At 59.6% G+C, this 13000-nt stretch carries 13 protein-coding genes and 1 tRNA gene; 6 read left to right on the top strand and 8 right to left on the bottom strand.

All coding sequences use genetic code 11. The features are described 5' to 3' along the window. Positions 1 to 16 precede the first annotated feature (16 nt). Positions 17 to 967, bottom strand: coding sequence for a ring-cleaving dioxygenase (locus Q8O80_RS18395; RefSeq protein WP_305581964.1), 951 nt, complete (start codon positions 965 to 967; stop codon positions 17 to 19). Positions 968 to 1197: 230 nt separating this feature from the next. On the opposite strand from Q8O80_RS18395, the gene Q8O80_RS18390 reads away from it, so the two are divergent. The 3 genes from Q8O80_RS18390 to Q8O80_RS18380 all read left to right on the top strand — a co-directional run bounded on the left by Q8O80_RS18390 (position 1198) and on the right by Q8O80_RS18380 (position 2609). Further along, a tRNA-Met gene (locus Q8O80_RS18390) sits at positions 1198 to 1274 on the top strand. 223 nt (positions 1275 to 1497) lie between these two features. Then, positions 1498 to 2088, top strand: a complete 591-nt coding sequence (locus Q8O80_RS18385) for an N-acetyltransferase (RefSeq protein ID WP_305581961.1) — start codon at positions 1498 to 1500, stop codon at positions 2086 to 2088. Between the two features lie 245 nt (positions 2089 to 2333). After that, positions 2334 to 2609 (top strand): hypothetical protein, encoded by a 276-nt coding sequence (locus tag Q8O80_RS18380; RefSeq protein WP_305581959.1) that lies wholly within the window; start codon positions 2334 to 2336, stop codon positions 2607 to 2609. 222 nt (positions 2610 to 2831) lie between these two features. Here Q8O80_RS18380 and Q8O80_RS18375 read toward each other — a convergent pair whose 3' ends face one another. From Q8O80_RS18375 to paoA, 4 genes are read right to left on the bottom strand one after another with little or no spacing between them, the layout of a single operon-like run. Next, the gene (locus Q8O80_RS18375) at positions 2832 to 3866 is read right to left on the bottom strand and encodes an XdhC family protein (protein ID WP_305581957.1); all 1035 of its coding nucleotides are present in this window, start codon (positions 3864 to 3866) and stop codon (positions 2832 to 2834) included. Between the two features lie 19 nt (positions 3867 to 3885). Next, complete coding sequence (gene paoC, locus Q8O80_RS18370; RefSeq protein WP_305581955.1) at positions 3886 to 6093, bottom strand: aldehyde oxidoreductase molybdenum-binding subunit PaoC; 2208 nt, start codon at positions 6091 to 6093, stop codon at positions 3886 to 3888. A gap of 3 nt (positions 6094 to 6096) precedes the next feature. Further along, a complete protein-coding gene (locus Q8O80_RS18365; protein WP_305581952.1) occupies positions 6097 to 7047 on the bottom strand; it encodes a xanthine dehydrogenase family protein subunit M in 951 nt (316 codons plus the stop codon). Then, positions 7044 to 7673 (bottom strand): aldehyde dehydrogenase iron-sulfur subunit PaoA, encoded by a 630-nt coding sequence (gene paoA / locus Q8O80_RS18360; RefSeq protein ID WP_305581950.1) that lies wholly within the window; start codon positions 7671 to 7673, stop codon positions 7044 to 7046. Before paoA ends, Q8O80_RS18365 begins: the two co-directional genes overlap by 4 nt. Positions 7674 to 7923: 250 nt before the next feature. Between paoA and Q8O80_RS18355 the strand changes: the two genes are divergently transcribed. Further along, positions 7924 to 8490: a nucleotidyltransferase family protein gene (locus tag Q8O80_RS18355; protein ID WP_305581948.1), complete on the top strand. Its 567-nt coding sequence runs from the start codon at positions 7924 to 7926 to the stop codon at positions 8488 to 8490. A 132-nt stretch (positions 8491 to 8622) separates the two neighbouring features. Here the strand turns inward: Q8O80_RS18355 and Q8O80_RS18350 are convergent, their stop codons facing one another. Together Q8O80_RS18350 and Q8O80_RS18345 are read right to left on the bottom strand one after the other, a co-directional pair. After that, on the bottom strand, positions 8623 to 9531 hold the full coding sequence (locus tag Q8O80_RS18350) for an AraC family transcriptional regulator (protein ID WP_305581946.1): 909 nt from the start codon (positions 9529 to 9531) through the stop codon (positions 8623 to 8625). A gap of 177 nt (positions 9532 to 9708) precedes the next feature. Further along, positions 9709 to 10452 (bottom strand): SDR family oxidoreductase, encoded by a 744-nt coding sequence (locus Q8O80_RS18345; RefSeq protein ID WP_305581944.1) that lies wholly within the window; start codon positions 10450 to 10452, stop codon positions 9709 to 9711. A 449-nt stretch (positions 10453 to 10901) separates the two neighbouring features. Between Q8O80_RS18345 and Q8O80_RS18340 the strand changes: the two genes are divergently transcribed. Beyond that, positions 10902 to 11876 (top strand): AraC family transcriptional regulator, encoded by a 975-nt coding sequence (locus Q8O80_RS18340; protein ID WP_305581942.1) that lies wholly within the window; start codon positions 10902 to 10904, stop codon positions 11874 to 11876. A 301-nt stretch (positions 11877 to 12177) separates the two neighbouring features. Beyond that, positions 12178 to 12498 (top strand): hypothetical protein, encoded by a 321-nt coding sequence (locus Q8O80_RS18335; protein ID WP_305581940.1) that lies wholly within the window; start codon positions 12178 to 12180, stop codon positions 12496 to 12498. A gap of 130 nt (positions 12499 to 12628) precedes the next feature. Here Q8O80_RS18335 and Q8O80_RS18330 read toward each other — a convergent pair whose 3' ends face one another. Then, positions 12629 to 12799 carry a hypothetical protein gene (locus tag Q8O80_RS18330; protein WP_305581938.1) on the bottom strand — a complete coding sequence of 57 codons (171 nt, stop codon included), beginning with the start codon at positions 12797 to 12799 and terminating at the stop codon, positions 12629 to 12631. Between the last annotated feature and the right edge of the window lie 201 nt (positions 12800 to 13000).

The raw sequence follows: 13000 nt of genomic DNA, 5'->3' as shown, positions 1-13000 counted from the left end.
AGGGGAAGAAAGTGGCCTAAACCAGCGGCTTGAGACCGGCTTCGATGCTGGCCCGCCGCCCTTCCAGGAACGGTGGCAAAGCCAGGCTTTCGCCCAGGGTTTCCAGCGGCTCGTCGGCGGTAAAGCCGGGTACATCGGTGGCAATCTCGAACAGGATGCCATTGGGTTCGCGGAAATACAGCGAGGTGAAGTAGTAGCGCTCCACTTCGCCGCTCGAACGAATGCCGGCCCTGGTCACGCGGTCGATCCATTGCCGTAGACTGTCCTGGTCAGGGGTGCGGAAGGCGACGTGATGCACGCCGCCAGCTCCGGGGCGAGCCGGGCCCATGCCAGGATCAACCACGACATGAAGCTCGGCGCCGGGGCCGCCAGGTCCCATTTCAAAGACATGGGTTTCGGCCGTGTGGCTGGTGGCGGCATAAGAGCGGGTCTTGCGCATGTTCATCACCTGGGTGAGCACCGCCTCGGTCCGATCCAGCCGGGGCACAGCCAGGGAGATGGGACCCAGGCCAATGATCTGGCGTTCGGCGGGCACGGGCGACTTGGCCCAGGGCATTGCCTTGTTGGCCTCGTCAATCACCATGCGGAAGCGCTGGCCCTCGAAATCCTCGAAATCGAGCGAGAGCTGACCATTGCGTTCCTTGATCGCGCTGGTGCCGACATTGCTGGACTGCAAATGGTCTTTCCACCAGTTCAGGCTGTCGCGGCTATCGACGCGCAGGCCAGTGCGGCTGACCGTGTGATTGCCGCGCTGCTCGCGGACCGTGTCGAAATCAAAGAAAGTCAGATCGGCGCCGGGCGAGGCCACGCCATCGCCATAGAACAGGTGATAGGCAGTGGTGTCGTCCTGGTTGACGGTTTTCTTGATCAGCCGCATGCCCAGGGTCTGGGTGTAAAAGGCCAGGTTCTTTTTCGCCTCGGCGGTGACCGCCGTGAGGTGATGGATGCCTCCGAGTTCGAGCGTCATGGGTACTGTCTCCTGTTGGCCGACGCGGGGGGCGTCGTGCCTGTTGGCCTAGATGTAGTGCATCGCGCCAGGATTTGGCAGCAGCGCTATCAGGACAGACTGGTGTCAATATTTGAACAGCGCGCGTGTGATCGCAGAAGCAAGGCGGCAAGCCGCTTGACAGTGGCGGTCGCCAAACCTAAATAGTCGGCAATTGCACCGCGTCCCGATCGGGCGCGCGCAAGGCTTTTGGCGAAGTAGCTCAGTTGGTTAGAGCAGCGGAATCATAATCCGCGTGTCCCCAGTTCAAATCTGGGCTTCGCTACCAATTCAAGACCCTTGGAGACCGAACGGTTTCTGAGGGTTTTTTGGTTTGGGCGTGCTGTGAGACCCGTAAACTGCGGAAAGCTGTGCGCCGCAGCCAGGTCGCTACTGTCCCGATCGGTCGCGCGTTCGATATTCACACCGACCCGGAGGACGTGCACTCTGCTCTCGAGGGAATCTCCCAGCCCCCTGGATCTTCTGGCGATGGGTGAATCGTGAACAATGGAGTGGACCCCAATGCCAAGTATATCAATACAAAAAATTGGTCCAAAGGACGAACAAAGACCAATGTTACAGCGATTTTTGTCGATGACTACTATGACGATCTAAAACAGATAACACCCGACAGGTCTGTACTGACTGCATTGTTTCATAATTCTCTCCTGTTTGACCACTTTTATGGAACTTTCGCGGAGGGCGAGCTTGTCGGCATATTTGCCCTGACTGACTCACGTGAGTGGTTCATGAGGCTGCAACTGGGGCTCTTCCTCAAGCACCTTGGCCCTATAAGCGGGTTTTTCACCTATCTTGCATTGAAGGCAGAATTCCAACGCACCAGCGCCCTCCAGAAGGAAGGTTGCCGGATCGAGGCCGTTGCAGTCTCCAAACATCACAGGGGGCAAGGAATTGCCACGACGATGATGAGATACGCCATGGAACACAATAACTATCTGGAGCTTGATGTTTTGGAACGCAATGCCTCAGCATTCGCACTTTACAACCGGCTGGGTTTTTCTGTGTTTCGAGTGGACGAGAATAAAAAGTCGGCTCATGGCGGCAGCGGGCGCCGGTATTTTATGTCGTACGACAGAGTCTGATGTCTCTCGCCCAACGCGGACGCGGGGCTATGCCGATCTGGCAGCCAAACTTGGGGGTGGGTGCTAGGGACGAAGTGACTGGGCGGTCGCTTCCAGGTGACGCGGCGGGAAATCTATAATTCTCCTATTTGATAGAATTGAGCAAGTTGAAGGGAGGATCGCCCTAACGGCGTGGGAGGGGGTGGTGATTAAGTGAGGTCATCGGCGAACAACAGAAGCCGAAGCAACCTCGAAAGGAAATCACCATGTTTCGCAATATCAGCGTCGTCCCCGTCGCCCTCGTTCTTCTCTCGTCCGTCGCCATCGGCTCGGAAAACGCGTCCGACAATCACGATATCCATGGCCGCTCCATCCCGTCGATCACCGCCGATCTGGCTGAGTATTCTGGTATCGATGTGAACCGGGTCGAAGCCTGGGGCGACAATATCGTTGTTCATACGCAAGACCAGAACGGCGCCAATCGTACGGTCCTCGTGGACAAGAACACCCTGCGCCCCGTTGCAGACGGCTCGAACTCCTGAGCTGTGCAGCGAGACAACAGCCATGTCGTAACATAGCGACAGGGCCATGATTTCGGACGACCTGAGCACCCGCAAGGGACCCAGGTCGTCCGACTAATACAGGAGCCATGGCCTTCGTAGGTTTGAGCTGCGGTCGCACAGCGAGTCGCTGAGTTCTGGCGATCAGCTCACGCGACCGATTTCCTCACGTCACTTCCAGGCTCCAGCGCCCTCGCGATCGCCTTACAGCACTCGCCGAAGCCGGCGTGCAGTATCAAGTATTTGAGTAGTGAGACCGAGGGCCAATTCTGTAGCGGTCCGTGCGCTTGATATTGAGCCGGCCGGTGCGACCAGACGATCGAGGTCCTTTTTGTCCAGGCCCTTTGCCAGCATTTGAGCAGCGCGACGAGCTGCTGCCTGCCTGCCGCCGATCGCGCCAACGTAGAACGACTGTCCCCGCAACAGCTGCATGAGCAGGAGTGCCTCCCGATCGTGGGAATGGAACAGCGTCGCCGAAGCAGTCCAGGGGTCCTCGGAATGGATGCCGTAACTGGACATTGGGAGCACGGGAATGCCAATGGCCTCAGCAGCCAGCAATGTTAGTCTCTCGTCGCTGTGGACGCGGCAAAGGATGCCAAGACCGTCAAGCAGTTTAGCGAGTTGGATCGGTGTGAAACCCTCGCCGAACAGGTTTACCTGGACGGGCGGGAGATAGAGCTTCGTGAAACGGCCATCGCCAATGGCGTCTTGCCTTGCAAACTCAGCAGGGTGTTGCCACGCCAGAACAGCGGTCTCGCCACCAAAGTCGGTAACGAGTTCAAATGGTTGGCGTTTCGAAAGGTGGTCCACTGCGGTGCCTATCACGCCATCAGAGATGAGCGGGTCGAACAACACATCGATTCCGGATCCGCAGGGTAACCGCAAGTCGATATAGCGCGACCCCCTCCCGTATCGCTCGATCCGGCGCCTACCAGTTTGCATGGTCTGGTAAGCGACCAGCGCCAGCTCTCGCTCGAGGCAACCCCCGGTAAGATAGCCGGCGATATCTCCAGCATCCGATACTGCAAGTTGCGACCCGACCGAACGGGGGCCGCTACCTTCCACATTGACCAGAGTGACCAGGCAAATCCTCTTGCCTTGACGCCTCCAGTCCATGATTGCCCGAAGCGGTGAGTAGTCGACATTTCTGGCCACCCCGATGGTGCGATAGGCGTCTGGCAGATCGAAGAGCTCGCTTGAGCTGACCGGCTCGATGTTGGCCAACATTCCTGCGCCCATGCTATTCCGTCCCAACCACCTAAATCTGCGGGAGTTCGGATAGGTATTTTTCAAGGGTCATCGGATACTGACGCACTCGGACACCGGTGGCATTGTAGATCGCGTTTGCTATTGCGGCTGCGACACCTGAAATTCCAAGCTCGCCAACGCCTTTGGCCTTCAGCGGAGAAGTATAGGGGTCCACTTCGTCAAGGAAGACCACCTCCTGATGAGGGATATCCGCGTGAACCGGTACTTCGTAGCTGGCCAGGTCGTGGTTGACGAAAAAGCCGCGATTTTTGTCGACCACCAACTCCTCCATCAAAGCGCCACCGAGACCCATGGTCATGCCGCCAATGACCTGGCTGCGTGCAGTCTTGGGATTGAGGATTCGGCCGGCCGCGCACACCATCAGCATGCTGCGGACGCGCACTTCAGCAGTCGCCGAGTTCACGGCGACCTTCACAAAGTGGGCGCCAAAAGTCTGCTGATCGAAGGTCTGGAACAGATCGCCATATTCCATCAGGTCTTCGGCCGCCAGTTCGCCATTTGCTGCAGCAATTGCCAGTGGCAAGGAGGTCTCGCCATGGCGAACCATTCCGCCCTCGAAGATGGCCTCGCCACCCGGAAAGCCCAAGGTTTCCGCAACCAGTTCGCGCAACTTCACGCAGGCCGCGTAGACTGCGCCCGTCGATGAAGCGCAGCCATACTGACCGCCCGAGCCGGCAGTCGCCGGCAGGTTGCTGTCCCCCAGCGAGACAGCGACCTGATCGATATCCACGCCCATCATCTCCGCCGCCGTCTGGGCCAGGACGGTGTAGGTGCCGGTGCCGATGTCGGTCATGTCGCACTCGACCGTTACGATGCCGTCCGAGGCCAGGCGAACGCGTGCCGCTGAAGGGAAAGCCAAGGCCCCCCGAATAGCTGCCGCTGTTCCCATTCCGATATACCAGCCATCCTCCTGCACCGCCCGCGGCCGCGAGGGGCGATCCTGCCAGCCAAATCGATCGGCACCGAGCCGGAAGCACTCATTGAGCTTGCGTAACGAGAAAGGCCGCTCGGGGTGATCGGGACTGACCTGGGTGTCGTTCACGATACGGAACTCTACCGGATCCATGCCCAGTTTTTCGGCCATCTCATCCATGGCGATCTCGAGGGCCATCATGCCCGCGGCCTCGCAAGGGGCCCGCATGGTGCTGCCCTCGGGGAGGTCCAGCGTTGCCATTCGTGCAAGCGTCATCCGGTTTGCCCCGGCATAAAGGTGGCGTGTCGGCACGATGGCGCTTTCCTGCCAGCCGTTCTCGACATTGCCGAACAGAGCTTCATGGCCGATCGCGGTAATCTTGCCATCAGCATTGGCGCCGAGCTTGATCCGTTGGATGGTGGCCGGCCGATGTGTGGTGTTGTTGATGACCAGAGGCCGCTGCATCGCCACCTTGACGGGGCGACCCACCATGCGGGCGGCGATCGCTGCCAGGCTGATGTCGGCATGGTTGAAGCTCTTGGAGCCGAACCCCCCACCGATGAACGGGGACACCACCCGGATATTTTCCGGCGGTATGCCGGTCACGGCGGCTAGGTCGCCCAGGGCGACTGCGATGCCCTGGGTCGAAGTCCAGCAGATGAGCTGGTCTCCCTCCCACACGGCCGTCGTGGCCTGTGGTTCCATCATCGCGTGACTCTCAGGTGGAGTTGTATACGTCTCGTCCAGTTGAAAGGGCGCAGATGCGAAGGCCCCGTCGAAGTCATTGATCCTCATCTCGGAGGGACCAAGAATATAGTCCGGCGCTATCGGAGCTGTGTCGTATTGGGCCGCGAGGTCGTATCTGCCGGCTTCCTCGCTGTAGGTGATCCTTATATGGCTTGCTGCGTCGCGGGCCTGTTCGAAAGTCTCAGCCACGACGAGTGCAATCGCCTGGTGGTAATGGGTAACCCTGGGACCGGCCAAGGCCGCAGTGCGAGGGATGAAGGGCGCAAATCCCAGGGGGCCCGCATTCTCATAGGTGATGATTTCGAGGGTGCCGGGAGCACGGCGTGCCTCATCAAGGTCGATGCTCTTGATGGTTCCCTTGGCGATGCCCGCTCCAAGTATGAAGCCATAGGCCGCATTCGGCGCGGCCGCATGTTGCTCATAGGCATAGGTCGCGTTGCCGGTTGTCTTGAGTGGGCCGTCGATACGATCATGGGGTTTGCCGATGACCCGAAGTTGATCGATTGGGTTGGTCGTAGCTGGAGTGTCAAAGCGCATTCTTCAACTCCTCGCCTGGGAGAGAATGGAGCCTAGAGTGCGTTCAACAAGCGGGATCTTGTACGCATTCTCGTGGGTTGGAGTGGCGCTAGCCAGCAGAGTGGCGGTGGCCGCTTCTGCACCAAGGGGGAGAGCGGCGTCGGCAGTTTCCAGGCGCCAGGGCTTTGGGGCCACACCGCCCAGGGCAACTTTGCCACTGCCATTGTCGTGGACAATTACTGCGACCGAGACCAGCGCGAAGGCGTAAGAGGCCCGGTCGCGGACCTTGTGGTAAAAATGTTTGCCACCCGATGGCGGTGGAAGCACGACCGCTGTGATCAATTCTCCTGCCGCGAGCGTTGTCTCCACATCAGGTGACGTACCGGGTGCCTTGTAGAGGTCGGCAATGGGGATGGTTCGGCCTGATCCATCCTGACGTTCGATTTCGATGATAGCGTCGAGCAGGCGCAGAGCGACGGCCATGTCGCTGGGTTGGGTAGCAATGCAAGTGTCGCTGGCGCCGATGATGGCGAGACTGCGACTGAACCCGCCAATGGCCGAGCACCCGCTGCCGGGATTGCGTTTGTTGCACGGCTGGTCGGTGTTGTAAAAATAGGGGCAGCGTGTGCGCTGCAACAGATTGCCGGCGGTCGAGGCCTTGTTTCGGATCTGGCCCGAGGCACCCGCGACCACTGCCTTGGTCAGAACCGCATATTCCTTGCGGACACGCTTGTGAGAAGCCAGATCGGTGTTTCGAACCAATGCACCGATACGCAGTCCGCCTTCCGGCGTGTCCTCGATGCGATCGAGGCCAATGCGATTGATGTCTATCAGGTGGGACGGACGCTCAATGCTCAGCTTCATCAGATCGAGAAGGTTGGTGCCACCGGCGATGAATCTGGCGCCTGGGAGTTCGGAAGCGAGCCGTAGTGCCTCCGCTGCGGATGTTGCTCGTTGGTAGCTAAATGGCCTCATGACGTGGCTCCTCCAACGTCCATGATTGCGTCCAGGATGTTGGAATAGGCGCCGCAACGGCAGATATTACCACTCATCCGTTCGCGCACTTCTGTTTCGGTAAAGCCAGGTTGGGCGGCGACGTCGGCCATCACGTGGCTGGGAACGCCGCGCTTGATCTCGTCCATCACAGCGACCGACGAGCAGATCTGCCCCGGCGTGCAGTAACCGCACTGAAAGGCATCGTGCTTGATGAACGCGCTCTGCACCTCGTGCAACTGATCCGGTTCGCCCAGCCCCTCGATTGTCGTGCACTCGTCGCCCTGGTGCATCAGCGCAAGGGACAGGCACGAATTGATCCGCCGGCCGTTGACGATGACCGTGCACGCGCCGCATTGGCCATGATCACAGCCTTTCTTGGTTCCGGTGAGCTTGAGGTTTTCTCGGAGCAAGTCGAGCAAAGTAGTGCGCGGATCGACCTCCACGTCATAGCTGCGCCGATTGATGGAAAGTGAGAGCGGCATCCTGGCTGCAGCGACTTCATCGCCGGTGGCCCCCAAGGAGGGCCTCACGGATGCAATGGCCGCGGTCGCTGCGGTGCCGATGAGGACGGTGCGTCTTGAAACTTTGATGTCGGACGGTTTCATCTGGAGATCCACTTCTCTGGGTCCCAGACGCTACCGCTCAAATCAATCAGCCAGCCATACGCCGGTGTCCGAAAAACGTGCTTGACCGTCCGTCTTTGTCGATGGCCGGCGCTCACCTCGTTGCAACCGGGGCCTTTCGAGGGTAGCGAATTTGGTGACCTTCGATCCCGGTGCCACGGGCAATATAAGCGAAACGGGAGGCAAGCCTCGACGCACACTGGCCCGAGTCCGCAATAGTGAAGCACGAGCAATGTCCGACCTGAGTTCCACGACTGCCATCTTTCTCGCGGCGGGCATGTCCCGGCGCTTCGGGGCGAACAAGCTGCTCACAGGCTTGGCAGGGCAGCCTCTCGCTTTGCACGCTGCAAGAACTTTACGTCGGCTTTCTTGCGCCAAGCATATCGCTGTCTGTCGCGAATCCGACGGCGGGGTTGCACGCCTCCTGGCGACCGAGGGGTACGAGATCGCCGTTAACGCCGTGCCCGAGCGCGGCATTTCCAGTTCCATTCTGACCGGGCTAGCGGCTGCAGGCGACACTTCTGCCATCCTAGTGTGCCTTGCAGACATGCCGTTTGTAACAGAACAGCACCTGCTGAAAGTGGTTGAGGCTCTCGGGCCGGCCGGTATCGTCTCATCTTCCGCTGGGCATGACCTCGTGCGGTGTCCCCCAGCCGCATTCTCGGGTCGCTATTTCTCTGAGTTGCGCTCGCTGGAAGGCGACCTCGGCGCTCGCAAACTCCTCAGCGCTGGCGAGGTGGTGTTTGCCAAGCCTTCTGAACTTGCCGATATTGACGTTCCCAGCGATATCAATCGTTGAGGCTGGCAAGCTTCGCGTCTGGCTCGCAGGCCCATCCAAGCACCTCGCTGCAAGACTGCGCATGGTCGATGTGACCAGCTCAGGCTCAAGATGAAAGCTATCCGATTGCCCGCGCTTTTCTGGGATTGGTCCTCAGACGAGCATAGTGCCCCCCGGCGTCGACCTGCTCCGCAGAGCAAGCGCATCCTGACTCGGCGCGGTACCGAAGTGACGGCGATATTCTCGGCTGAACTGTGAAGCGCTCTCGTAGCCCACTTTGAAGCCGACCCAGGTCACTTCGTTGGGGTGCGTTGCAAGCAGCAGCCTCGCCTCCTGCAATCGAATTTGCTTCTGGAACTGGATCGGGCTCATGGCCGTAACTGCCTGGAAGTTGCGGTAGAACGCGGAGGCGCTCATGCCCACAAACTCAGCCACATCTTCCACCTTGAAGGATCTCGCATGGTGTTCGCGGATCCAGCGAACAGCACGGGAGATATGGCTGAGGTGGCTGTCAGCGAGCCCCAGCTGGCGCACCGCACTGCCTTGCTCTCCGACAATGAGCCACCAGAGGATTTCTCGCTTGATAAGAGGAGCCAAAACCGCGATGTCACTTGGGGAATCCAGCAAACGCAGCAGACGCAATACCGCGTCTGTCATCGCTGCGGGTGCGTTGCTGACCAGCATACTGGAAGGCGGCGGCCCATAGCCGTGCCGGACCCGGTCAGAACCTGCCTGAAGCAGCAGTTCAGCCACCAGCATGGGATCAAGCACGAATCCAAATCCAAGCGCAGGATGATCTGGACTGGCATCCAGAAACTGGCCGGTTACGGGCAGGTCTATCGAGGCGACCAGATACTGCCCCGGGCCATATTCATAGACCCTGTCGCCAAGGGCGATGCGCTTGGTGCCCTGGGCCACAAGCGCCATCACCGTACCCGACATCGATTGTTCGTGCGCCGATATGTCGTGTCGCGCAAGCATGATGCCGGGAATAGGCGTTCCCATGTCCGATCTGGCGTGCCGGTCGATTAGGTGCCGGATCTCCTCAATAGGTATGCCCAATGTTCCACTCCAATCAGTTAGGCAGTCGCAGCAATTGCACGATCTTGAACCACAATACCTCTCACTGAAAGCAGAATTGTGCAAGTGGTCGAGGGCTGGTCGTCTCCGGCGCCTGATCTCACGCGAAATCCGGGTGCGCACCACGCACCCGAATTTGTTGAGTTTACGAGGCGTATGTCAGCCCGCCATGGCCAGTGCGACGGCGTCCGGCCCCGCCGGGAAACGCAATCGATCCGACAGGTCATTGGCGGCAGCCCACACGGCTTCGGCAACATCGCTTTCTTTTGTTGTAAGAGCGGGCTTGGCAAATCCCTCAAAGATCGGCTGGGCAAAAGGCTGGTATGCCGGAGGAATCAGATCGCTGATATCCAGTTCGGTGTTCGCGCCAAAGCGAGTTGTGGGCGCATAGCCGGGCTCGACAAGCTTCACCCGGATATTGAATGCCGCAAGTTCGTGGGCCAGCGAACCGGTGAACCCCTCGATCGCCATCTTGCTTGCGGTGTACGCGGCGGCCAGCGGCATGGGGGCAAGCGTAACGCTTGATGTGACGTTGACCAGAACGCCCGCGTTCTGCTCCCGGAATAGGGGCACAACGGCTTGGGTCATGGCCATGACGCCAAAGGTGTTGGTGTCAAATACCTTGCGGATATAGCTCATGGGAGTTGCTTCGAAAGCGCCGACCACCCCGATCCCCGCATTGTTGACAAGCACGTCAATGCGGCCACTCGATCCCAAGGCTGCATCTATGCTCTTTGGATCGGTAACGTCGAGCGCGACAACACGGAGATGCTCGGAGCGGGGCAGGAGATCTTCACGCGGTGCGCGCATGGTGGCGACGACGTTCCACCCCTGGGCGAGAAAGTGACGGGCGGTTTCAAGTCCGTAACCCGACGAGCAGCCGGTAATCATGACGGTCTTCATGGTGTTTTCCCTTTGAGTTTAGAGCGATCCTTGACCGCCTTGGGGCCACCTAAACACTGCGGCAGCACCGAGCGTTATCAACAAACTCCCGGAAACTTGCATGATCCTACTTTAGTCGGGAAAAGCTGAATGCAGCGGGGCCGTCATCTTGGTACGGACGTGCTGCCAATGGCGGGAAGTGCCCGGTTGGCCGAGTGAAGAGCCGGGAAGAGCGAGTCTCGTTGTCTCTGCCGTGAAAATGGGCGCCATCTGCCATGGGACCGCAAGGCGGATGGGCCTGGAGTCTGGAACCTCTGACTGCCAGAGACTGGCCCGTGAATCAAAGTCACACGCCGGCCCAACTTTCGTGAGAAGTGCGGCTGAGGGTAACGGTGGGGATTCATCCGGGATGTCGAGAGAAGCGGCAATCGAAGATGGTTGGCAAGAGAGCGGTACTCGGTCACATTGAGATGACCTGGGAAGCGGACCTGAAAATGGAATCCTTGTCGTCGCTCGTTTCGATGCTCCGCCCACGTGCCGTACACACCAAGCTGATCACGGGGTCTGGTAGCTGGGGTGCGCGCTATGGGCGCATTGAGACCACCGGATTCGGCCTCGTCCTCGCCGGTGACTGCCATTTGAGCGTGGGAGGACCGCATATCCGACTGCAGAAGGGCGACTTCGTCCTGATGCCACCTTGCCCGGAATTCTCCATCAGCAGCGATCCGAACGCCGAGTGCGTTCCATTCGTCGCTCAGTCAATCGAGGAGGCGCCAGTGCCGCGGCATCACGGCCGTCCGGACACCGATCCGGAGTTCAAACTCCTCGGCGGGTACTTCTGGTTCGATCAGACCAATGCCTCGCTGCTCCCCCATTTGCTTCCGGAACTTCTTTGCGTGCGCAACGCGGATGTTCATTCTCAGCGACTGCTAGCCACGATTGAGCTGCTGGTCGACGAAGCCACGAACCAACGGCCCGGGTGTGACCTGATTGTCAGCCGGCTGGTTGAGATCATGCTGGTCGAGGCGCTGCGCCTCGCCGGCGAGGAGCCAGGCATTCGCCCGCTACCGGGGCTGTTGCAGGGCATGTCTGATCCGCATATTGCCGCGGCGCTCCGCTGTATCCACGCCGACGCCGCAAATCAATGGACAGTGGCTGACCTCGCGCGCCGTGCCGGGCTTTCACGTTCCGTGTTCAGCGACCGCTTTGCACGCAAGGTCGGCATCCCCCCAATGGAGTATGTCCTTCGGTGGCGCATCGCGCTGGCCAAGGACATGCTGCGCCGCGATTTGGTGCCGCTGGAGAAAGTCGCTGTGCGGCTTGGCTACCAGTCGGCCAGCGCATTCAGCACGGCATTCAGTCGCGAAGTCGGCCAGCCGCCCAGCCAATTCGCCCGGGCGGTATCGCGGGAGGCAGTTTCACCGCCAACAAGGATTTGCCGCTGACCATCGAGCCGGGTGCGCTAGTGACGTTGCAGGAGCCCTCAGGCGTCGGCCTCAAGACGCAGGACTATCTCAACCGCTGCGATCAACAGCCGATCGAGGACAAGGCAATCCGCGGGACGTGGTGTTTGCCGTTCTTGAGATCGAGGAATTGATGCGTGCAGAGCAAAGGCGACAGTTTGCCAAGCACGCGTGGCGACAGCCAGGGAGAGAATGTTGCGCTCTCCGGCCGGATTTGGCGACGGCGCCTGACGACGCGGGTCATAACGCCTTGTTAACCTCAAGCGGTGACACTTCGTGCACCATGACCCAGCCATATGCACTGAATCAATATGAACGCGCCGCCTTGCTGACCCTGTCACAGCAGGAGCAGGTCCCCGCCCATGACGATGGCAATCGCGGTTTCAGCAAGGTGCATCTCGATGCCTTGCTCCGGCTGGCCCTTGCCACCAAGGTGCCGTCCAGAACCGACCAAAGGCGCGATGACTTCCGGATCAGCGATGACGGATGGCGATGCATCTATGGCCTGACGAAAGCGCAGATCGACAGCCAGTCAGACCGCAAGCCGGTGCCCTTTCGGGTGTGGCAATGGCCACTGCCTGCGGCCCTCAAAAAGGCTGCTTAGCCACACCGCCTACTTTGTGGCCGCACAAAAATAAAAGCCCGGACACCCCATTAGGGCATCCGGGCTTTCTGACGCTCAATCGACTGCACTGCGCGCGCCGCTTACAGGGGGAAGCGGCGCTGCGGCAGGTTTAGCGCTTGCCGATCGAACGGAATGCGTCGACATCGATACCAAGGTTCTTGAGGTGCCTGGCGTGGGGAGTACGCCCGCTCTCGACCGCGTTCGAAACAGCAGCAGCGCTGCCAAATACTTCGACGAAGGTACCAAGTGTCGCAAAAATGGACTTGCGTGGGGTGCTCATTTTCCAGTTCCTCAAAAGACCAGACCGAATTGCCGGGTCGCTTTCATGATTAGGTAAATGGGCCCGCAGCGATGGTTGTACTAGGGCCGATTGCACAGGCCAGCCATGCGCTGCCTGCAGTTGGCATGTCACTGACTGCCAGTTGGCGTTGACCTCTGGCGTACTAAGTCGCCTGCTGGCTGCATCGGGATGTGTGAAGCT

Origin of the sequence: Devosia sp., from assembly GCF_030689745.1 — a bacterium.
Taxonomy (GTDB): Bacteria; Pseudomonadota; Alphaproteobacteria; order Rhizobiales; family Devosiaceae; genus Devosia; species Devosia alba.
This window is presented reverse-complemented; position numbering and strand designations above follow the sequence as displayed.

Bases quoted from the DNA above. Each gene is read 5' to 3' on its own strand.
- Q8O80_RS18395 (WP_305581964.1), bottom strand. From the start codon at position 967: ATGACGCTCGAACTCGGAGGCATCCATCACCTCACGGCGGTCACCGCC.
- Q8O80_RS18380 (WP_305581959.1), top strand. From the start codon at position 2,334: ATGTTTCGCAATATCAGCGTCGTCCCCGTCGCCCTCGTTCTTCTCTCG.
- Q8O80_RS18375 (WP_305581957.1), bottom strand. From the start codon at position 3,866: ATGGGCGCAGGAATGTTGGCCAACATCGAGCCGGTCAGCTCAAGCGAG.
- paoC (WP_305581955.1), bottom strand. From the start codon at position 6,093: ATGCGCTTTGACACTCCAGCTACGACCAACCCAATCGATCAACTTCGG.
- Q8O80_RS18365 (WP_305581952.1), bottom strand. From the start codon at position 7,047: ATGAGGCCATTTAGCTACCAACGAGCAACATCCGCAGCGGAGGCACTA.
- paoA (WP_305581950.1), bottom strand. From the start codon at position 7,673: ATGAAACCGTCCGACATCAAAGTTTCAAGACGCACCGTCCTCATCGGC.
- Q8O80_RS18355 (WP_305581948.1), top strand. From the start codon at position 7,924: ATGTCCGACCTGAGTTCCACGACTGCCATCTTTCTCGCGGCGGGCATG.
- Q8O80_RS18345 (WP_305581944.1), bottom strand. From the start codon at position 10,452: ATGAAGACCGTCATGATTACCGGCTGCTCGTCGGGTTACGGACTTGAA.
- Q8O80_RS18340 (WP_305581942.1), top strand. From the start codon at position 10,902: ATGACCTGGGAAGCGGACCTGAAAATGGAATCCTTGTCGTCGCTCGTT.
- Q8O80_RS18335 (WP_305581940.1), top strand. From the start codon at position 12,178: ATGACCCAGCCATATGCACTGAATCAATATGAACGCGCCGCCTTGCTG.
- Q8O80_RS18330 (WP_305581938.1), bottom strand. From the start codon at position 12,799: ATGAGCACCCCACGCAAGTCCATTTTTGCGACACTTGGTACCTTCGTC.